This window comes from Gordonia phthalatica (genome assembly GCF_001305675.1).
Classification (GTDB): domain Bacteria; phylum Actinomycetota; class Actinomycetes; order Mycobacteriales; family Mycobacteriaceae; genus Gordonia; species Gordonia phthalatica.
Genome location: NZ_CP011853.1, coordinates 1161474 through 1179321, shown reverse-complemented (window position 1 = coordinate 1179321; position 17848 = coordinate 1161474). Strand labels below are relative to the sequence as shown.

Here is a 17848-nt window from a genome sequence, read left to right as displayed (position 1 = left end):
ACGACCGTCGCCGCGTCTGCAACCGGATCGCAGATGCCCGGGCCGGCGTCGATTCCACACGCCGACCCGAGCCGAGAACCGCTTTCCGGGTCCCCGGGTGAGCGGACCATCGAAAAGACCGACACGTCTTTCGAAATGCGTACTGCGACAATTCCTCATTGTTGGATTACCGCGAGAAAGAAAAATATCCTGAATCAGCAGAGTCCATCGCCGACAGTGATCGCGATGAGCGTCGAAACAATGAAGGATCACTCCCACCGTGCTTGACGATTCGCAGATCCCGACCGACAGATTGGACCCGTTGCGTCCCGATCAACTCGCGAACTGGTCGGTGGGGACCGCAATCCTGAGCACGATTCTTCCGTTCTTCTGGATCCTGCTCGCGGTGGCCGCCGTCGCACTGGCCGTCCGGGCTCATTACCTGCTGTCTGCGGGGGTCGCGGAGGCCCGCCGATTCTCCGGAGGAATACGTGCCACACTCGGCGCGGTCATCGGTGCCGTCGCCCTGGCTTGGCGGTCGTCCGACTATCTCATCTCAGATCTGATGACGGTGTAGCGACGGCCGATCGCAGCGACGTGATCACGTCGACGGCCAGGCCCTGCACGGACTCCCGAAGCCAGACCGCTTGAACCGGCAGGACGATCTCGTCCCGTAGGCCGACCACAGTGACGCGACCGCGGAAGTAGACTCCGACCTCGTCCGAGACGAAGGCGAAGCCCTGCGTCGTCGCCAACGGCATCGAAACGGCTTCCAACCCGAGGCAGCGAATGTTCTCGACGTCGGGATCGAATCCCAACTCCCGGCATCTCGCCAGCACGCGCCCCGGATCCACCGACTCGCCGTCGGATCGGCAGCGGATCATCGTCAGACCTGCGAGGTCGGACAATCCCACGCGGTCCCGACCGATGCGAGCCGCGTCTTCGGTGCGGAGTGCGACGTTGATCGGCAGGACCCCGACGAGCTTGCCTGCCAGGCCCTCCGGAGGGAGGGCGTCGTGACAGAAGGCGATGTCGACGTCGCCGGCCGCCATCTGCTCCCGGATCGCAGTCGACTCCACGCGGATCAGTTCGAGCGGCACGTCGCGGGGAACGAGCTCGGCGACCAGGTCGTAAGCGTGGATCGCCTTCATCGCCGGGGTGTACCCGATGGACAACGCGGCCGCATGTCCTCGCGCCGCCGCCTGCACGTCTCTCACCGTTCTGCTCGCGCCCGCGAGCAGAGCCTGCGCGGCCTCGTACAGCCGAATGCCGGCAGCAGACGGCTGCATGCCGCGTGTACGAACGAACAGCGTCACGCACAGTTGCTTCTCGAGCGTCCGGATCGCAGCCGACAATGCCTGCTGCGTGACTCCGAGTTCCGTCGCGGCATCGGTCAGCGACCCGACCTCGACGACGGTGACGAACTGCTCGAGCCGCCGCAGATCCAAGGGGTGACGTCGTGCGCGATCATCGAGACCGATGTCGACCGTCTCTCGACCGGGTCCCGACGTGGGACTCCTGTCCAGTCGCGTCGACATCATCCCACTCCCTCTCCACTGTCAGATGAATAGAGACGAATTCGTCTGCGGTGCAGATGGTATGTCTCAGCGATTGAGAATCGTCACTGCGACGAGACGATTACGAAAGCAGCGGCATTTTCCAGAAGGTCGTCGGCGGATCGCGATCAGCCCTGCTGGACGCGGAACTGCGTCGGAGAAACACCAACGCGACTCTTGAACGTCGCTGCGAAATGACTCGGCCGACCGAAACCGACGAGGGCACCGATCTCAGCGACCGAAAGCGCCGTCGTGGTCAGCAGATCTTTCGCCCTGCCAATCCGCACATCGAGCAGATACTGATGCGGTGTCGTTCCGTATTCTGCGGAGAACGACTGGCGGAAACTTCTCACCGACATGCCGGAGATCTCGGCCATCGCTTCGAGGGTGATCTCGCGGTCCAACCCGTCGTGCAGGAACTCGGTCAGCTTCTGCCGCGTGCCCCGATCGAACGAACGCCGTCCGATCCGGCGAGGTTCACGACGAACTCCATAGGCGTCGAGGACGTGCAGACGCGTCGCGTCGAAGAGCGAATCACGAAGCAGGCCGGCGACCGTGTCGCTGCGCCCGGATGTGCTCGCGATCCGGTCGAGCAGCCCGTGCAGGACGGGATCCCGCTGGGAGATCACCGACCGCAACTCGCCGGAACCGACGAGGCTCGGATCCAAGGACAACTGGTGGAACTCGACAGCGGACGTGTCGCGTGCCGATGCGAACGAGTGCGACTCCGCCGGGATCACCCACACGCTGCTCTGCCGAAGATCGAGACGATGACAGCGATTGGCCGAATACGTCTCCTTGTGCTTGGCCGTTCCTCGCCGCCACACCAAGATCGTGTGGTCGGCGCTGTCGAACTCCCACGACAAGCTGTTCGAAGGCGCTTCACGCACCGTCGTGAGAGTGATGCCGCTCCTCCGGGCAGACCCTCCGACCGCGGGCTCGGGGACGCGGGCGACGCACTCAGACACCGGCGCCGTGCCCCGAACTCCCCGCCGACGGAACCACGGATCGACCGCGTCGACGCGTGCGCTCATCTCCGTGTCGAAACGACCACATCAGCCTTGCTCCTGTCCGAATCGCCTGGTCAGTGGCTGCTGCCAGCCTCGTCGTGTTCACAGCCGAGAATCTCATGATTGGTCGCGCGAAGCGGTGATGTCAAACAATTCTCACTTGTACTCACTACCAGACCGATTGTTCATTTCGCCCGACTCGCCTCACGGAACACGAAACCAGGCCCGCCCGAGGAGAACTCGGGCGGGCCTGGCTTCGTTGGAACGATTAAACGTTCGCGGGGTCGTGCTTGTCGCTGCCCCATCCGACATGGGCTTCGGAACGCATGCGCTCCACCATGTGCGGGTAGTGCAACTCGAACGCCGGACGCTCGGAACGGATGCGCGGCAGCTCCGTGAAGTTGTGGCGCGGCGGCGGGCAGCTGGTGGCCCACTCGAGTGCGTTGCCGAAGCCCCACGGGTCGTCGACCGTGACGACCTCGCCGTAGCGGTAGCTCTTGAACACGTTCCAGGTGAACGGCAGGAGCGACAGACCCAGCGTGAAGGCGCCGATCGTGGAGACCACGTTCAGCTCCGTGAAGCCGTCCGACGGGAGGTAGTCGGCGTAGCGACGCGGCATGCCCTCGTTACCGAGCCAGTGCTGGACCAGGAAGGTGGTGTGGAAACCGATGAAGGTCAGCCAGAAGTGCCACTTGCCGAGGGTCTCGTCGAGCATGCGTCCGGTCATCTTCGGGAACCAGAAGTAGATGCCCGAGAAGGTGGCGAACACGATGGTGCCGAACAGGACGTAGTGGAAGTGAGCCACGACGAAGTAGGTGTCCGAGACGTGGAAGTCGAGCGGCGGGCTGGCGAGCAGAACACCGGTCAGACCACCGAAGAGGAAGGTCACGATGAAGCCGATGGCGAACAGCATCGGGGTCTCGAAAGTTATTCGGCCCTTCCACATGGTGCCGATCCAGTTGAAGAACTTCACGCCCGTCGGCACTGCGATCAGGAACGTCATGAACGAGAAGAACGGCAGCAGGATGGAACCGGTGACGTACATGTGGTGCGCCCAGACGGCCACGGACAGAGCGGCGATCGCGAGGGTCGCGTAGACCAGGCCCGAGTAACCGAAGGTGGGCTTCCGCGAGAAGACCGGGAAGACCTCGGACACGATGCCGAAGAACGGGATGGCGATGACGTAGACCTCGGGGTGACCGAAGAACCAGAACAGGTGCTGCCAGAGGATGACGCCGCCGTTGGCGGGGTCGTACAGGTGAGCACCGAACTGGCGGTCCACCTCCAGGCCCAGCAGCGCTGCGGTCAGCAGCGGGAAGATCAGCAGGATCAGGATGCTGGTCACCAGGATGTTCCAGGTGAAGATCGGCATGCGGAACATGGTCATGCCCGGTGCGCGGAGGCACACGACGGTGGTGATCATGTTGACTGCGCCGAGGATGGTGCCGAGGCCGGCGACGCCCAGACCCATGATCCACAGGTCGGCGCCCATGCCCGGCGCGTGAACCGCGTCAGTCAGCGGGGTGTAGGCGGTCCAGCCGAAGTCGGCAGCGCCACCCGGGGTGAGGAAGCCACCCAGCGCGACCAGGTTGCCGAACAGGAAGAGCCAGTAGCCCATGGCGTTCAGTCGCGGGAAGGCGACGTCGGGCGAACCGATCTGCAGGGGCAGGACGAAGTTGGCGAAACCGATCACGATCGGAGTCGCGTACATCAGCAGCATCACCGTGCCGTGCATGGTGAACAGCTGGTTGAACTGCTCGTTCGACAAGAACTGCAGTCCCGGCATGGTCAGCTCGGCACGCATGAGCAGCGCCATGAGTCCGCCGATCATGAAGAAGGCGATACACGTGGCGATGTACATCTGACCGATCAATTTGTGATCGGTCGTCGTGATGAGCTTGTAGAAGAACGACCCCTTGGGCTGGACGCGAGCCGGATACGGCCGCTCAGCCTCCACTCTGGTCGTCGGTTGGTCTACCGCGGTCACAGATTCCTCCTCCTCGGCGCCGCTGGTGGGCACCGGGCCTCACGGCCCAAACTCGCTGCCCTAGATCACCTATGGCGCTTGCGCTACGTACTGATCGTAAACCAGACCGCCACACTGTTCCGACCGGGTCCTACGATCTGTCGTAATTACAAGATAGCGCTGTCTGATCGCTGCAGGTAGCCCCATTCCGCGGCGAGATTTCGCCGACGCCGGTCGATGCTAGCGTGGGCGGGTGTTCTTCAAGCCTTCCGGCGCTGTGCTGCGCCGCACCGGCGCCCTCGCGGCGACCGCCGCACTGACCGTCGGACTCAGCGCCTGCGCGAGCGATGACGGCGTTCTTCGCACCCCCGACGGTTCGGTCATCAGTACGACGGTGACCCGAATCGCCGAGGTCAACATCGTGAACGCGGGCCGCGACTTCGCCAAGACCTGCCTGGCCCCCACCGCTCCCGATGCTGGCAAGAGCGACGTCAAGCGCATCGTCGTCACCGACCCCGCACTGCTCGACGCCCTCTGCGCGCTCGGTCTGGGCGCTCAGGTGAAGGCCGTCGTCGCACCGGCCGGATCGGTGCCCGCCTATCTCGGCCCGCAGTTGGGCGCCGTCCCGACGCTCGGCGACACGCCCGACGCGGCCGCGGTGAAGAAGGCCGCTCCCGAGTTGGTCCTCTCCTCCCCCGCCACCGAGCGTCGTCTGACCGCTCTGCGCGACGGCGGCGCTCTCGGCGCGGCCCGCACCGCGGTCGTCGATCCGACCACCGGCTGGCAGGACTCCTTCCGCGCAGTGGCCGCCGCCGTCGACCGCACCGCGGCGGCGCAGACGCGGCTCGCCGAGTTCGATGCCGAGGCTCAGCGCGTCGGTCGCGTCATGGACGCCGGGCACACGCAGGTCTCGCTGGTCCGATTCACCCCCGACGCCCAGTTGATCGAGGGGACGTCCTCGTTCGGCGCCCAGGTGATGACGCAGGTCGGTGTGGCCCGACCCGCTGCGCAGCGCACGCCGAAGGCCGTCGTGGCGAACGACGACAACTATAAGGACGCGGACGCCGACCTCATCTACGTCAGTTTCCAGGGCGAGAAGGGGACCGCTCGCGGCACCGACGTGCTGATGAGCGACCGCTGGCTCGACATGGGTGCCCCCACCTGGAAACGCGTCCTCAACGTCGACGACGACGTCTGGTACTCCGGTTCCGGCCTCGCAGCGGCCTGGTTGGTCCTCAACGATCTGAAGGATTCGCTCAACAGCAGCTCGGCGGGGTGAGCATCCCACGCCTGAGGACTGTCACAGCCTCGCGATAGAACTGTCTCCATGACGGCGAGCATCGACTCCGACCGCCGGGCGCCGCTCCGCGTCCGGTGGATTCCGGGGCTGGGCCTGGCCGTGTGGCCGGACACCCCGGCCGAGCCCGGCGATGTGTTCGACGACGTCATCGACGTCCCGGACTCGTTGACCGATCTGATCGGGCGACGGAAGTTGCGGCACACCGTCGATCTGCCTACCACCGACGGGTCGCGACGGTTCCAGCCGGCCGCCGGCATCGGGATGGCGAGCGCTGTCGAACTGCTGGACCGCTGCGATCATCTGCGCGTGGGCGGCGACGTCGGCTTCTACCGCTATCTGCTGTCCGGCGTACGCGCCTACATCACGTCCGGGGCCGTCGCGCCGAGCACCTGCCTCGTCGGGGGCGAGTACGAGGTCCGGTGGATCCCTGTCCCGACTCCCGCGTGGCGCAGTTGGTTGGCAGTCGCCCAGGCGTCGGCCCCGCCCGCCTTCTCCTCGGATCCGGCCGCCGTGACCGACTTCGTGGCCGAGGCGCTCGACCACGAGTGCCGGCGCCGCCTCGAGGCCGGCCGGGGCTCGTCGCCCATACCGCTGATCGCCGGTCTCGCCGGTCGTTCACCCGGTCTGCTGTCCGCCGAGGTCGGACCGCGGAGCGCTCAGGCCTGGCAGGACTGGGTCGGCACGGCGGGGCCCGGCTCCGCGGCTGTCGTGCTGCGGTTGCACGTGCCCGACGACGATCCCGACCCCGACGCACCTGCCGTCCCGCCCGATCAGGTGCGGTGGCGGCTGGAGGTGTGCAGGCAGACACCGACCGGCGAGTTGGCACCGGTGGTCCCCCACCGCCTGGACCCGCACGAGCTCGACACCGTCACCACCGAGGTGGCGCGCGCGACAGTGGCCTTCGGCGAGTTAAGCCGTTCAGAGGCCGACCCGCACAGCCTCGACTTCCTGTTGACGACCGACGTTGTCGACCAACTGCTGGGCGACGGTGTGGCCGACCTGCAGGCCGCGGGCATCACCGTGCTGCTTCCGTCGTCGATCGCTGCGGTGACGCCGACCCTCTCGATCCGGTCGGAGCAGACACCGGGAGGCGGTGCGCGTCCCGGGTTCGTCGGACTCGACGAGATCTCCGACTTCGAGTGGCGTTTGGCCCTCGGCGACGTGGCGGGTGCCGGCGAGCTGACCCAGTCCGACATCGACGAGTTGGCTCAGCAGAGCGGCGCACTGGTCCGTCTGCGCGGCAAGTGGCTGCGCGCCGAGGGGGCGGCCCTGCATCGTGCGGCCGCCTTCATCGCGGCCCAGCGCGCGGTGAAGTCCGACGGCGACCGACCGACGATGGCCGAACTGCTGGCGTTGATCACCGACCCGGACGACGCACTTCCGGTTCCGGTCGCGGAGGTGAGCGGCCTCGGCTGGTTGGACGACATCGCCCGCGGCGGAGTGCTGGTGCCACCCACCCTCCCCGCGCCGGTCTCGTTGCGCGCCGAGCTGCGCCCGTATCAACAGCGCGGCCTGGAGTGGCTGTCGGCGCTCGGCGGCATCGGCGCGGGCGGTGTGCTGGCTGACGACATGGGACTCGGGAAGACCGTGCAGGTCATCGCCCTTCTGACGGCGAACCGGGAGCGCGGCGACCACCTGCCGCCCGCCCTCGTGGTGTGCCCCATGTCGGTGATCGGCAACTGGAGCCGCGAACTCGCGACCTTCGCCCCGCACCTGACGGTCCTCGTCCACCACGGAACCGGTCGGTCCACCGAACGGATCGTCGACGACCGGCCGGACGTGGTCCTCACGACCTTCGCGACGCTCTCGCGTGATCGGGTCGCACTCGCGCCGCTCCGGTGGGGCGAGCTGGTGGTCGACGAGGCCCAGCACGTGAAGAACGTCCGGACCGCGGCGGCGAAGGCTCTGCGCGCCGTCCCCGCCCGGCAGCGGATCGCCCTGACCGGCACCCCCGTCGAGAATCGTCTCGAAGACCTGCGCGCGGTGATCGACCTCGTGAACCCCGGAATGCTGGGCACCGCATCCGCCTTCCGCGCGCGCTTCGCCGAACCGATCGAACGCGACCGCGATCCACGGGCCGTCGCCCGGCTGTCGGCCGTCACGCGACCGTTCATCCTGCGTCGGGAGAAGACCGATCCGGCCATCGCCCCCGATCTTCCGGAGAAGACCGAGCTGCTGGTCCGGACCAATCTGTCGAGCGAGCAGGCCGGGCTCTACCAGGCGGTCCTCAACGAACTGAACGAGGCGCTCGCCGACACCACGCACGGCGGACCGCGACGACGCACCGTGCTCGCGGCACTCACCCGCCTCAAGCAGATCTGCAATCACCCCGCGCACTACCTGGACGACGGCTCGGCGATGATGCGCCGCGGTCGGCACCGCTCCGGCAAGGTGGAGCTGCTCGTCGACATCCTGACGACGGTGATCGCCGAGGGTGAGCGCGCCCTGGTGTTCACCCAGTTCGCGGCGTTCGCGGAGCTGCTGTCGGAGTGGCTCGCGCCGGTGCTGGGTGCCGAGGTCCCGGTGCTGCACGGCGGAAGCTCCCGGGAGCAGCGCGATGCGATGGTCACCCGGTTCACCGCGCCCGACGGACCGCCGGTGCTGCTGGCGACATTGAAGGCGGGTGGCACCGGATTGAACCTGGTGGCGGCCAACCACGTCATCCATGCCGACCGGTGGTGGAATCCCGCCGTCGAGGATCAGGCCACCGACCGCGCCTACCGCATCGGGCAGCAGCGGAACGTGCAGGTCCGGAAGTTCGTCTGCGTCGGAACCCTGGAGGAGCGGATCGACGAGATGATCACCGCCAAACGCGAGCTGTCGAAGCTGACGATCAGCACCGGCGAGTCGTGGCTGACCGAGCTCGACGACGACACCCTGATGGATCTCCTCGCACTGCGCGACGAGGCGGTGAGCGAATGAGCCCCGCCCGGCTCCGTCGAACCAAGACCGCCGTCCGCGCGTACGGCATCACCGGTTGGTCGCGCGCCTTCGTCGGTGTGGTGGAGGCGGGCGCCGACCACCGACGGATCACCGGGGCCCGCCGGTACTTCCGGGATCGGCACGTCGACGGCCTGCAGATCGCCCACGGCTTCGTCACCGCGTCGGTCCGCGGGAGTCAGCTCGATCCGTTCGAGGTGCGCTTGGAGATGCGGACCGTGGATCCCGCGACGGTGATCGACCTGCTGCGTCGCACCGGTGACGCCGACACCCTGCTGGAGTTGGCGCGCGGCGAGCAGCCGCCCGCTCTCGGGAATCTGATCGCGCCGACCGAGCCCGCCGACGTCGTCTCCGATTGCACGTGCCCGGACGACGCACCGCGCTGCACGCACGTGCTGGCGACGGCCTTCGAGGTGGCCGCCGAGATCGACCGCCGCCCCGCCACTCTGCTGACCGTGATGGGGACCGATCTGCCCGAGCTCCTGGCCGTCGCGCAGGACGATGAGCCCGGGCCCACTGCTGTCGAGTCCGATCCCCTGACCGTCGACGATCCGTTCGGCGATCACCTGCTGCCGCCGCCGACACCGTCGTTCCCCGTCGTCGACGCGCTCACCGAGCTCGACCCGGCCGTCCTCCGACAAGCCCTGCGCGCCACCGGGATTCCAACGACCGAGATCGCCGAGGCGTTCGACGATCTGGCGACCTTCTACGACATCCTCATGCGCCGCCGCTGACGGCGGCGACGCGCCGTCGACCGTTGCGCCACTGGTGAATGTGACATTAGTTGTTGGTATAGTAATTTGTGTCACTGGAATTAACAGGTACGCCGCATCCGCACCCGGATCAACGGCCCCGACCGGAGGTACTCCGAACATGACTACGACAGACGACGCGCAGGCCGTCCGCGACGGCCAACTCAAGATCGCGAACCGCCTCCTCAAGGGATCGACGAGCCGCTCGTACGACCCCATCGTCGACGTCGACTTCGACGCCCCACTGGTGGAGGGCAAGTACTTCCTGCCGCCGCGTGTGATCAGCCTGTACGGCACCGACGTCTGGGAGTCGATGACCGAGGAGCAGCGGATCGAGCTCTCCCGCCAGGAGATGACCAACATCCTCTCCGTCGGCATCTGGTTCGAGAACCTGCTCAACCGCGCGCTGCTGAACCGCCTCATGACGAAGGATCCGGCGGCCGCGACGACGCACTACTCGCTCACCGAGATGGGTGACGAGTGCCGTCACATGACCATGTTCGGCAAGACCATCGAGCGCGTCGGCGGTCGTGCGTACATGATGCGCGGCTGGCAGCGCGCCGTGATGCACGTGCTGCCGCCCATCATGCGCGGCACCCAGATGTGGGTCATCACCCTCGTCGGCGAAGAGCTCTTCGACGCCCTGCAGCGCGAGATCAAGAACGACCCCGAGCTTCAGCCGATGGTGGCACGCGTGATGCAGATCCACGTCACCGAGGAGTCCCGCCACATCGGCTTCGCGCGCGATGCCATCGTGCGCCGCGGCCCGATCCGCTCCCGGTTCGAGACCCTCGTCTCGGCCAACGTCCACGGCCTGGCCGCCCCGCTGTTCCAGCGTCTGTTCACCACGCCCGAGATGTACCGGCGCGCGGGCTTCGACAACCCGAAGCAGATCGCCAAGATCGCCCGCAAGAACCCGAACTTCAACGCCTCGCAGATCATGTCCTTCGAGTCGCTGTCCACGTTCCTGATCAAGAACGACCTGATGGGCCCGTTCGGCTCCTTCATGTGGCGACGCGCGGGGTTCCTGAAGTGACGACGATCGCCCTGGTCGGGACGACACCGGCCATCACGAAGATTCGCAAGCGCCTGGCCGAGTCGCCGCTGCCGTTCCAGGTGGTCGACGACACCGCACTCGCCGACCTGATCGTGACCGACGAGCCGGCACCGACGCCGAATCACCTCGGCGTCGCCTCGGCGGACGTGCCGGACCACTTCTTCTGCAGCGACGAGTCCGTCGACTACGTGGTCGCCGCCCTCACCGAGGCGCACCTCGCCGGCGCGCACGGCGTCCGCGTCCGGCGCACCGTGCAGACCAACTCCGATCTGCCGGTCCTCGGCCTGCATCTGCCCTGGCACCGACTGGCGCGCAAGCTCTCCCGTCGCACCAACAAGTTCGACGCCGTCGACTACGACTGGACCACCGACGAATCGATCGACGTCGAGGCCTTCGACGGCGAGGTGGTGGTGCAGGTGGCGGACGAAGAGCTCACCGCTCGGATCCGCGCCCGCGGAGCCGTCGACGCCAACGACGGACGCTTCCACTGGGTCGGCATGCTCTACAGCGACCGCGCGGCCGAGCTGAAGGCCGACGGGAAGTCGTCCGCGACCGTCGCGCTCCCCGGCGGCGAAGCCGTCAAGGCCAAGCTCGCCGAGGTGACGCAGTGGGGCACCGTCCGGATGACCGGCGTCGGCACGCCGCCGTGGGAGTCACTCGTCGTCGCCTGACCGCCTTCGGTCCGAGGCGCCCCCTCGACCGACCCCGACCGCATTTGTCGTAACTGATTGACACAAGAGTCGTCGCACGGCATTCTTGTCTCAATCAACAAAGACAAGTGCGGTCGGGGGTCTCATGGGACACATCAGTTACATCCACATTCTCATCGTCGTGGGGATCGTCGCGGCGGTCGCCGTCGTCGGCCGCGTCGCGTTCACGGCGATCCGGCCGCCCGAGGCGCCGAAGTCCACTGCCTTCGCGCGGTACCGCTCCATCGTCCGGAAGTTCCTCCGGATCGGCTTCACGATTCCGCTCGTCGCCTACGCGGTGTCCCTCGGGGCCGGCTTCATCGAAACGGCCCGGTTGAACGGCGGCGAGTCCGCAGACGCCTGGGCCGCCGCACGCACGGTGTTCGGAGCCATCGGCACGGTCGGCCTCGTCGTCGTCCCGCTCCTGGCCCTGATCGCCGCCGAGAGAGTGATCCGTCGATTCTCGGTTCCGGTCGCCACCCTCGCCGCGCGTTCGGTGACGACGCTGGTGGCGACACCGCTGCTCGTCGTGGCCGCGATCGTGGCGGCCGCCGCACTCACGACGACGGCGGGCGCCCTGGTGATCGACGATGCGTCCGCCGACTTCGCGTTCCAGCGTCAACCCGGTTCCTACTGGCTCGCGCTCGCGATCTTGGCGGCCACGGCCGTGTTGACGATCGTCACGGTCCGCCTCGCGATCTCGCGCGGCGACCTCGACGAGACCGGTCCCAGCGACAACTGGACCCGCAGCGGCGTCGCCACCCGCGCGGTCGCCCTGTTCGTCGGCGGTGCGTCCATGACGTGGTTCTTCGCGCTGGGAGCGTTCTCGAATGTCGGGTGGGGCTACCGGGATGCGGACGCGCCCGCCCGCCGGGGCTGGGAGTGGGTGGAGTCCGCCCACGTGCTGGGGCTGTCGCAATTCCTCCAGGGCGTCGCGATGGTGCTGATCATCGTCGCGTTCGTCACGTGCGCCAACCCGCCGGTCAAGATTCCCCGCGCCGTCGTCTCCGCAGTCTCCGCATGACCGCCCCGCTCCCCCGGATTCGCGTCGACGACACCGATCCGACCCCGGCGTTCGAGCAGATCCGCCGGCAGATCGTCGCTCACATCGCGAGCGGCGCTCTACCGGTCGGCGCCAAGTTGCCGCCGCTGCGGCAGTTGGCTCGCGACCTCGGCGTCGCCGTCAACACCGCGGGCCACGCATACAGGCTGCTCGATGAGACGGGCCTGATCGTCTCCCGGAGAGGCGGCGGCACCCGTGTCGCCAAGGTTCCCGATGAGATGCCGACCGAGACCCCGTCGGCGCTGGCGGAAGCTGCATCGTCGTATCTCGATGCCGTGACCGCGGCAGGCGCCTCGCATCAGGAGGCGCTCGAAGCTGTCCTCGCCGCGATCCGACGACGTCAGTGACCATCGGATCGCAGGCACTCAGAGCTTGTCGAACACCGGGACACCGCGCGCTGCGACCGCCGCCAGGACCTCGTCGATCGACGGTTTGATGCCGGGATTCCACGACAGCATGTGGTCTGCGGCGTTGACGGGGACGTCGACGAGGCCGCTGGTCATCCTCGCGAGTCTGCCTGTTCCGGAATGCTCAGCAGTGCCGGTGACACCGACGGCGAGGTGCTGCACGGTGACGTGCCCCGTCCGCTGGGTGACCGCGTAGACAGCGTCGACCTTCGACCACGGCAGACTCCATCGGCCGACGCCGACCCGGCCGAGGCCCCGGATCCCGTCGTCGTCGACCTCCAGCAGGTCGCGGCCGGAGCCGAAGTTCCGCCACAGCGCGAACGCCGCGCCACCGCCGAAGAACACGATGCACACGATGCCGAGCAGCAGCCCCGAGACATCCCCCTGACTGCCGAGGATCATCACGATCCCGAGCGCGACGAAAATCGCCGGCCCGACGATGAAGGTGAGGACGGCCCGGACGGTGAGCGTCTGCCTGACAGTGACGTTCATTCGACAAACCTAACGGGAGAGCGAACTGCGAGGACCGCAGAAACAGGTCACGGGTGGCGTCGGTGTGATTCCGACCGCCGACCTCTCCGCAGCGACGAGCCCCAAGGGCGAGGAGCGAGGACTGCGGAGGCGGCGGAATCACACCGACGCCACCCGTAACCGGGCGACGATCAACAACCGTCTACGAAAGGATCAGAAATCCCAGTCGTCATCTTCGGTGTTGACCGCCTTACCGATGACATACGAGCTGCCCGACCCGGAGAAGAAGTCGTGGTTCTCGTCAGCGTTCGGGGAGAGCGCGGAGAGGATGGCCGGGTTGACGTCGGTCTCGTCCTTCGGGAACAGCGCTTCGTAGCCCAGGTTCATGAGGGCCTTGTTGGCGTTGTAGCGGAGGAACTTCTTGACGTCCTCGGTGAGGCCGACCTCGTCGTAGAGGGCTTCGGTGTAGTCGGCCTCGTTGTCGTAGAGCTCGTACAGCAGCTCGAAGGTGTAGTCCTTGAGCTCCTGGCGACGCTCGGGGGTCTCGACCTCGAGGCCGCGCTGGTACTTGTATCCGATGTAGTACCCGTGGACGGCCTCGTCGCGGATGATGAGGCGGATCATGTCGGCGGTGTTGGTGAGCTTGGCGCGCGAGCTCCAGTACATCGGCAGGTAGAAGCCGGAGTAGAAGAGGAACGATTCGAGGATCGTCGACGCGACCTTGCGCTTGAGCGGGTCGTCACCACGGTAGTAGTCCATGATGATGTGCGCCTTGCGCTGCAGGTACTCGTTCTCCTCCGACCAGCGGAAGGCCTCGTCGATCTCCTTGCTGGAGCACAGCGTCGAGAAGATCTGGCTGTAGCTCTTGGCGTGGACCGACTCCATGAACGCGATGTTGGTGTACACCGCTTCCTCGTGCGGGGTGATCGCATCCGGGATCAGCGAGATGGCGCCGACGGTGCCCTGGATGGTGTCGAGGAGGGTGAGTCCGGTGAAGACCCGCATCGTGAGGACCTTCTCGTACTCGGTGAGGGTTCCCCACGACTGGATGTCGTTGGACACCGGCACCTTCTCGGGCAGCCAGAAGTTGCCGGTCAGGCGATCCCAGACCTCGGCATCCTTATCGTCCTGGATGCGGTTCCAGTTGATGGCCGAGACCCGGTTGACCAACTTGACCGGCGCGCCGTCGGCAGGACTGTGCGAGAACTCAGACATGACACCCCACGTGTGCAGAAAAATGGAACAGAGCGAACGTCTCCAACCCTACCGCTTGGGCCCGCGACACCCCGAAAGCACTACATCGTGTGTCTGAACGACTCCGGCGTGTCTGCCTCGGCGTGTCGTGCGGCCGACAGCCTAGAGTCGCGATGAGCAGACGCGAGGTGGGTCCGACCGGTCACGCCGACAGATCATCAGGAGGATGCGTGACCGAACCGCCGGATCCGACGAGTGTCTGGTCGCCCCTTCCGTCCGCCGCGCCCGCCCCTCAGACGATCCCCGAACCACTACGCCGACCGAGACGCAGTCGCACCGTGACGATCCTCGACATCGTCGGTGCCGTCCTCGGCTGGATCGCACTCATCGCCGCCGCCGGCATGGCGGTGTTCTACAGCTTCTTCTTCGTGATGATCACCGACAGCTGCTTCGGTCCGACCGTCTGCGATGAGGATCGCGTCGGCGACGGCATGTTCATCGTGTGGGGCGGGGCGCTGCTGGCTTTGGTGACGACGATGGTCGGCACCGTCGTCTGTGCGGCCAAGGGTCGACTGGTGTTCTATTGGCCGCTCATCGGCCTCGCCATCGCGATCGTGGGCTTCCATTTCGGCGTCACCACGGCCGAGTCGGGCGGACCGCAGCACTGACCTGTCGACCGCACCGAGCCCCGATAGACTCGCCTCGCACAGTCGACGCCGAAGGAGCGCCATGCGTCAACGTTCCGGACCGTCGTTCGACGGCGCTCGTCTGGTCCAGTCGCGGGTCCGGAACTACTACACGCTGATCGGCCTGATCGCGGTGATGTTCGCGGCCGAAGCGACGATGCACTTCACCCACTTCACCTGGTCGCGATGGATCGTGACGATCACCGCAGCTGTCGCCACCCTCCTCGCCTTCGGCGCCGGCCTCAAGCCCACCGACTTCGGCCTCGGACCCGACACCTATGCGCGCGGAATGCGCTGGGCCGCGACGATCATCGTCGTGGTGGTGGCCGCCATCGCACTCGCGCTCGCCATCCCGCCGTTGCGCGACCTGTTCCACAACGACGCCTACCGCACTCTCCCCTGGGCGCTGTTCTCGGCGTTCGTGCTGATCCCGCTGCAGACGGTCATCCCCGAGGAATTGCTGTTCCGCGGCATCATCCTCGGTGCGCTCCTCCGCCGACACCGCACCTGGGTCGCCGTAGCGATTCAAGCGGTCCTGTTCGGACTCTGGCACGTGGTGTCGTCGCTCGGCCTCACTGCGAGCAACGAGGGTTTCAGCGACGCGGTCGGCTCGGGCGCCGTCGGGACGATCCTCGGCATCGTGGGCGCGGTGCTGTTCACCGGTATCTCCGGTGTCGTCTTCGGCTGGCTGCGCGTCAAGACCGGGAGCCTGCTCCCCTGCCTCGCGCTGCACTGGGCCGCGAACGGTGCAGGCGCCGTCGCCGCAGCATTGGCGTGGCAGTTGTCGTAGGCGACCGCGCGAGGTCAGCGGGAATCACTCATCGGACTTGGTATCCGGACAATTCCGGACCGATGGCGCGGATCCGGTCGCGCAGCGCGTCGGCGACGGCCGCCACCTCGCGTCGTCGTGCGGCCTCGGGCCGGATCGCCATCCAGTACGACATCTCCACGTCCACCTCGTCGGCAAGCACCCGGGTCAGGTCGTCGTGCTCGTCGGCCAGGAAGCACGGGAGCAGGCCGATGCCGATGCCGGCTCGGGTGGCGTCCACCTGCACCTGGACACTCGTCGACCGGAACCGGTCGGTCATCGGGGGCAGGCCTGACTTGGCGACGTCGAGCGCGTCGATGGTGAGCATCGATCCGATGAAGTAGATGAGCGGGCGGCCGATCAGGTCGTCGCGCCCCGCCGGCGTGCCGCTCTCCGCCAGATACGACGACGACCCGTACAGCCCCAGCCGGTAGGTGCCGAGAACACTCGCCTCGACGTCGTGACTCGTCGGCCGTTCCACCACGATCTCGATGTCGATGCCGGAGTAGGCCGACGGCACCGCCCGCGTCACGACCATCAGGTCCACCGACAGCTGCGGGTTCCTCCGCTCGAGTTCCGCTGCCACCGGGATCACCACCCGAGCACTGAAGCCCTCCGTCGCCGCGATGCGGACCGTGCCGCGGAGCGCGTCGTCGGCGTCGGTGCGCAGGTGTGCGAGGGTCGCCTCGATCTCCTCGGCGGCGCCGACCGCCGTCCGGCCGAGGTCGGTCAGCGACCAGCCGCCCGCATCGCGAATCAGTACACGTCCGCCGAGCGCACGTTCCAACGCTGCGATGCGCCGGGACACCGTCGTGTGGCTGATCTCGAGAAGATCGGCGGCCACCGTGAACCGTCCGGTTCGCGCGACTGTCAACAAGGTGACCAGGTCACTGGGGTCCACCTCACCGATGTGCATAAACGCAGATCGTATCGCCGATTCTGGTCATTGCGTGTGCTTCAGCGCTTACCGAGAATCATTTCTGCGTCGACGTGTCCCCCGTCGGCGCACCCCGCACCAGCACAGATCGAAGAGGCCCATGACCGACAGCATTCAGCCCACCGACACCTCGATGGCAGGACGACGCGTCCTCGTGACCGGGGCCGGATCCGGGATCGGCGAAGCCGTCGCCGAACGCTTCGCCCAAGCTGGCGCGGCCGTCACCGTCGCCGACATCAACGGCGACGCGGCCTCCGCTGTCGCCGAGCGCATCGGCGGCACTCCGTGGCAGGTTGACCTCACCGACACCGACGCCCTGGCCGAACTGACCCTCGACATCGACATCCTGGTCGACAACGCGGGCATCCAGCACGTCAGCCCGATCGAGGAGTTCAGTCCCGCCAAGTTCCGGCAGATCACCACGTTGATGATCGAGGCGCCGTTCCTGCTGACCCGCGCCGCACTGACCGGCATGTACGAGCGCGGGTTCGGCCGGATCATCCACATCTCGTCGGTTCACGGCCTGCGCGCGTCGAAGTTCAAGTCGGCGTACGTGGCCTCCAAGCACGCCGTCGAAGGCCTCTCGAAGGTCACTGCACTGGAGGGTGCCGAGCACGGCGTCACCAGCAACTGCATCAACCCCGGCTACGTGAAGACCGCCCTCGTTGCGAAGCAGGTGGCCGAGCAGGCCCGCACCCACGGCATCTCCGAGGACGAGGTGACCGAGAAGGTCTTCCTCAAGCGCCCGGCGATCAAGCGGATGATCGAACCGACGGAGGTCGCCGAGCTCGCCGCCTTCTTGGCCTCCGACGCCGCCGCGATGATGACCGGCTGCTCCTACGTCATGGACGGCGGCTGGACCGCCGGATAGCCGCGCTCCCGCTGCAGGTCTCGAACCACACATGAGGCGTTGATTCCCGCTCATTGTCCGACAATGAGCGGGAATCAACGCCTCATGTGGGAACAGAAAACGGCGGCGAGCCGAACGGCCCCGCACCCTCCCGACAGGAGGGGCGGGGCCGCCCAGATTTAA

17 protein-coding genes are annotated in these 17848 nt (G+C 66.9%); 11 read left to right on the top strand and 6 right to left on the bottom strand.

Going from position 1 to position 17848, the window contains the following annotated elements:
- The first annotated feature begins 259 nt into the window (after positions 1-259).
- Entirely contained in the window at positions 260-556 is a 297-nt protein-coding gene (locus ACH46_RS05495) for a hypothetical protein (protein WP_062392031.1), read from the top strand.
- Here the strand turns inward: ACH46_RS05495 and ACH46_RS05490 are convergent.
- From ACH46_RS05490 to ctaD, 3 genes are all read right to left on the bottom strand, one after another.
- Positions 531-1520, bottom strand: a complete 990-nt coding sequence (locus tag ACH46_RS05490; protein WP_062392030.1) for a LysR family transcriptional regulator — start codon at positions 1518-1520, stop codon at positions 531-533. The genes ACH46_RS05495 and ACH46_RS05490 overlap by 26 nt on opposite strands.
- A 143-nt stretch (positions 1521-1663) precedes the next feature.
- A complete protein-coding gene (locus ACH46_RS05485) occupies positions 1664-2425 on the bottom strand; it encodes a helix-turn-helix transcriptional regulator (protein ID WP_157851012.1) in 762 nt (253 codons plus the stop codon).
- A 388-nt stretch (positions 2426-2813) separates the two neighbouring features.
- Positions 2814-4532, bottom strand: a complete 1719-nt coding sequence (ctaD, locus tag ACH46_RS05480) for an aa3-type cytochrome oxidase subunit I (protein WP_062395011.1) — start codon at positions 4530-4532, stop codon at positions 2814-2816.
- Between the two features lie 232 nt (positions 4533-4764).
- Between ctaD and ACH46_RS05475 the strand changes: the two genes are divergently transcribed.
- From ACH46_RS05475 to ACH46_RS05445, 7 genes are all read left to right on the top strand, one after another.
- Entirely contained in the window at positions 4765-5790 is a 1026-nt protein-coding gene (locus ACH46_RS05475; protein WP_120298697.1) for an ABC transporter substrate-binding protein, read from the top strand.
- A 48-nt stretch (positions 5791-5838) separates the two neighbouring features.
- On the top strand, positions 5839-8733 hold the full coding sequence (locus ACH46_RS05470) for a DEAD/DEAH box helicase (RefSeq protein ID WP_062392028.1): 2895 nt from the start codon (positions 5839-5841) through the stop codon (positions 8731-8733).
- On the top strand, positions 8730-9485 hold the full coding sequence (locus ACH46_RS05465; RefSeq protein WP_062392027.1) for an SWIM zinc finger family protein: 756 nt from the start codon (positions 8730-8732) through the stop codon (positions 9483-9485). Before ACH46_RS05470 ends, ACH46_RS05465 begins: the two co-directional genes overlap by 4 nt.
- 139 nt (positions 9486-9624) lie before the next feature.
- Positions 9625-10539, top strand: coding sequence for an AurF N-oxygenase family protein (locus tag ACH46_RS05460; RefSeq protein WP_062392026.1), 915 nt, complete (start codon positions 9625-9627; stop codon positions 10537-10539).
- Complete coding sequence (locus ACH46_RS05455; protein WP_062392025.1) at positions 10536-11231, top strand: DUF4873 domain-containing protein; 696 nt, start codon at positions 10536-10538, stop codon at positions 11229-11231. Before ACH46_RS05460 ends, ACH46_RS05455 begins: the two co-directional genes overlap by 4 nt.
- A gap of 124 nt (positions 11232-11355) precedes the next feature.
- A complete protein-coding gene (locus tag ACH46_RS05450) occupies positions 11356-12273 on the top strand; it encodes a hypothetical protein (protein ID WP_062392024.1) in 918 nt (305 codons plus the stop codon).
- Complete coding sequence (locus ACH46_RS05445) at positions 12270-12659, top strand: GntR family transcriptional regulator (RefSeq protein ID WP_062392023.1); 390 nt, start codon at positions 12270-12272, stop codon at positions 12657-12659. The genes ACH46_RS05450 and ACH46_RS05445 overlap by 4 nt, the downstream gene beginning before the upstream one ends.
- Positions 12660-12677: 18 nt before the next feature.
- Here the strand turns inward: ACH46_RS05445 and ACH46_RS05440 are convergent, their stop codons facing one another.
- Complete coding sequence (locus tag ACH46_RS05440; protein ID WP_062392022.1) at positions 12678-13211, bottom strand: hypothetical protein; 534 nt, start codon at positions 13209-13211, stop codon at positions 12678-12680.
- A 192-nt stretch (positions 13212-13403) separates the two neighbouring features.
- Positions 13404-14405, bottom strand: a complete 1002-nt coding sequence (nrdF, locus tag ACH46_RS05435; protein WP_062392021.1) for a class 1b ribonucleoside-diphosphate reductase subunit beta — start codon at positions 14403-14405, stop codon at positions 13404-13406.
- Between the two features lie 209 nt (positions 14406-14614).
- Here nrdF and ACH46_RS05430 point away from each other — a divergent pair, with 209 nt between their 5' ends.
- Complete coding sequence (locus tag ACH46_RS05430) at positions 14615-15052, top strand: hypothetical protein (RefSeq protein ID WP_226995773.1); 438 nt, start codon at positions 14615-14617, stop codon at positions 15050-15052.
- Between the two features lie 61 nt (positions 15053-15113).
- Entirely contained in the window at positions 15114-15860 is a 747-nt protein-coding gene (locus ACH46_RS05425; RefSeq protein ID WP_193392943.1) for a CPBP family intramembrane glutamic endopeptidase, read from the top strand.
- Between the two features lie 28 nt (positions 15861-15888).
- Here the strand turns inward: ACH46_RS05425 and ACH46_RS05420 are convergent, their stop codons facing one another.
- The gene (locus ACH46_RS05420; RefSeq protein ID WP_062392019.1) at positions 15889-16794 is read right to left on the bottom strand and encodes a LysR family transcriptional regulator; all 906 of its coding nucleotides are present in this window, start codon (positions 16792-16794) and stop codon (positions 15889-15891) included.
- 121 nt (positions 16795-16915) lie between these two features.
- On the opposite strand from ACH46_RS05420, the gene ACH46_RS05415 reads away from it, so the two are divergent.
- On the top strand, positions 16916-17686 hold the full coding sequence (locus ACH46_RS05415; RefSeq protein ID WP_062392018.1) for a 3-hydroxybutyrate dehydrogenase: 771 nt from the start codon (positions 16916-16918) through the stop codon (positions 17684-17686).
- Positions 17687-17848: the final 162 nt, after the last annotated feature.

Coding starts and splice junctions, on each gene's coding strand:
- ACH46_RS05445 (WP_062392023.1), top strand. CDS start 12,270: ATGACCGCCCCGCTCCCCCGGATTCGCGTCGACGACACCGATCCGACC.
- ACH46_RS05470 (WP_062392028.1), top strand. CDS start 5,839: ATGACGGCGAGCATCGACTCCGACCGCCGGGCGCCGCTCCGCGTCCGG.
- ACH46_RS05490 (WP_062392030.1), bottom strand. CDS start 1,520: ATGATGTCGACGCGACTGGACAGGAGTCCCACGTCGGGACCCGGTCGA.
- ACH46_RS05425 (WP_193392943.1), top strand. CDS start 15,114: ATGCGTCAACGTTCCGGACCGTCGTTCGACGGCGCTCGTCTGGTCCAG.
- ACH46_RS05415 (WP_062392018.1), top strand. CDS start 16,916: ATGACCGACAGCATTCAGCCCACCGACACCTCGATGGCAGGACGACGC.
- ACH46_RS05460 (WP_062392026.1), top strand. CDS start 9,625: ATGACTACGACAGACGACGCGCAGGCCGTCCGCGACGGCCAACTCAAG.
- ACH46_RS05440 (WP_062392022.1), bottom strand. CDS start 13,211: ATGAACGTCACTGTCAGGCAGACGCTCACCGTCCGGGCCGTCCTCACC.
- ACH46_RS05450 (WP_062392024.1), top strand. CDS start 11,356: ATGGGACACATCAGTTACATCCACATTCTCATCGTCGTGGGGATCGTC.
- ACH46_RS05465 (WP_062392027.1), top strand. CDS start 8,730: ATGAGCCCCGCCCGGCTCCGTCGAACCAAGACCGCCGTCCGCGCGTAC.
- ACH46_RS05420 (WP_062392019.1), bottom strand. CDS start 16,794: ATGCACATCGGTGAGGTGGACCCCAGTGACCTGGTCACCTTGTTGACA.
- nrdF (WP_062392021.1), bottom strand. CDS start 14,405: ATGTCTGAGTTCTCGCACAGTCCTGCCGACGGCGCGCCGGTCAAGTTG.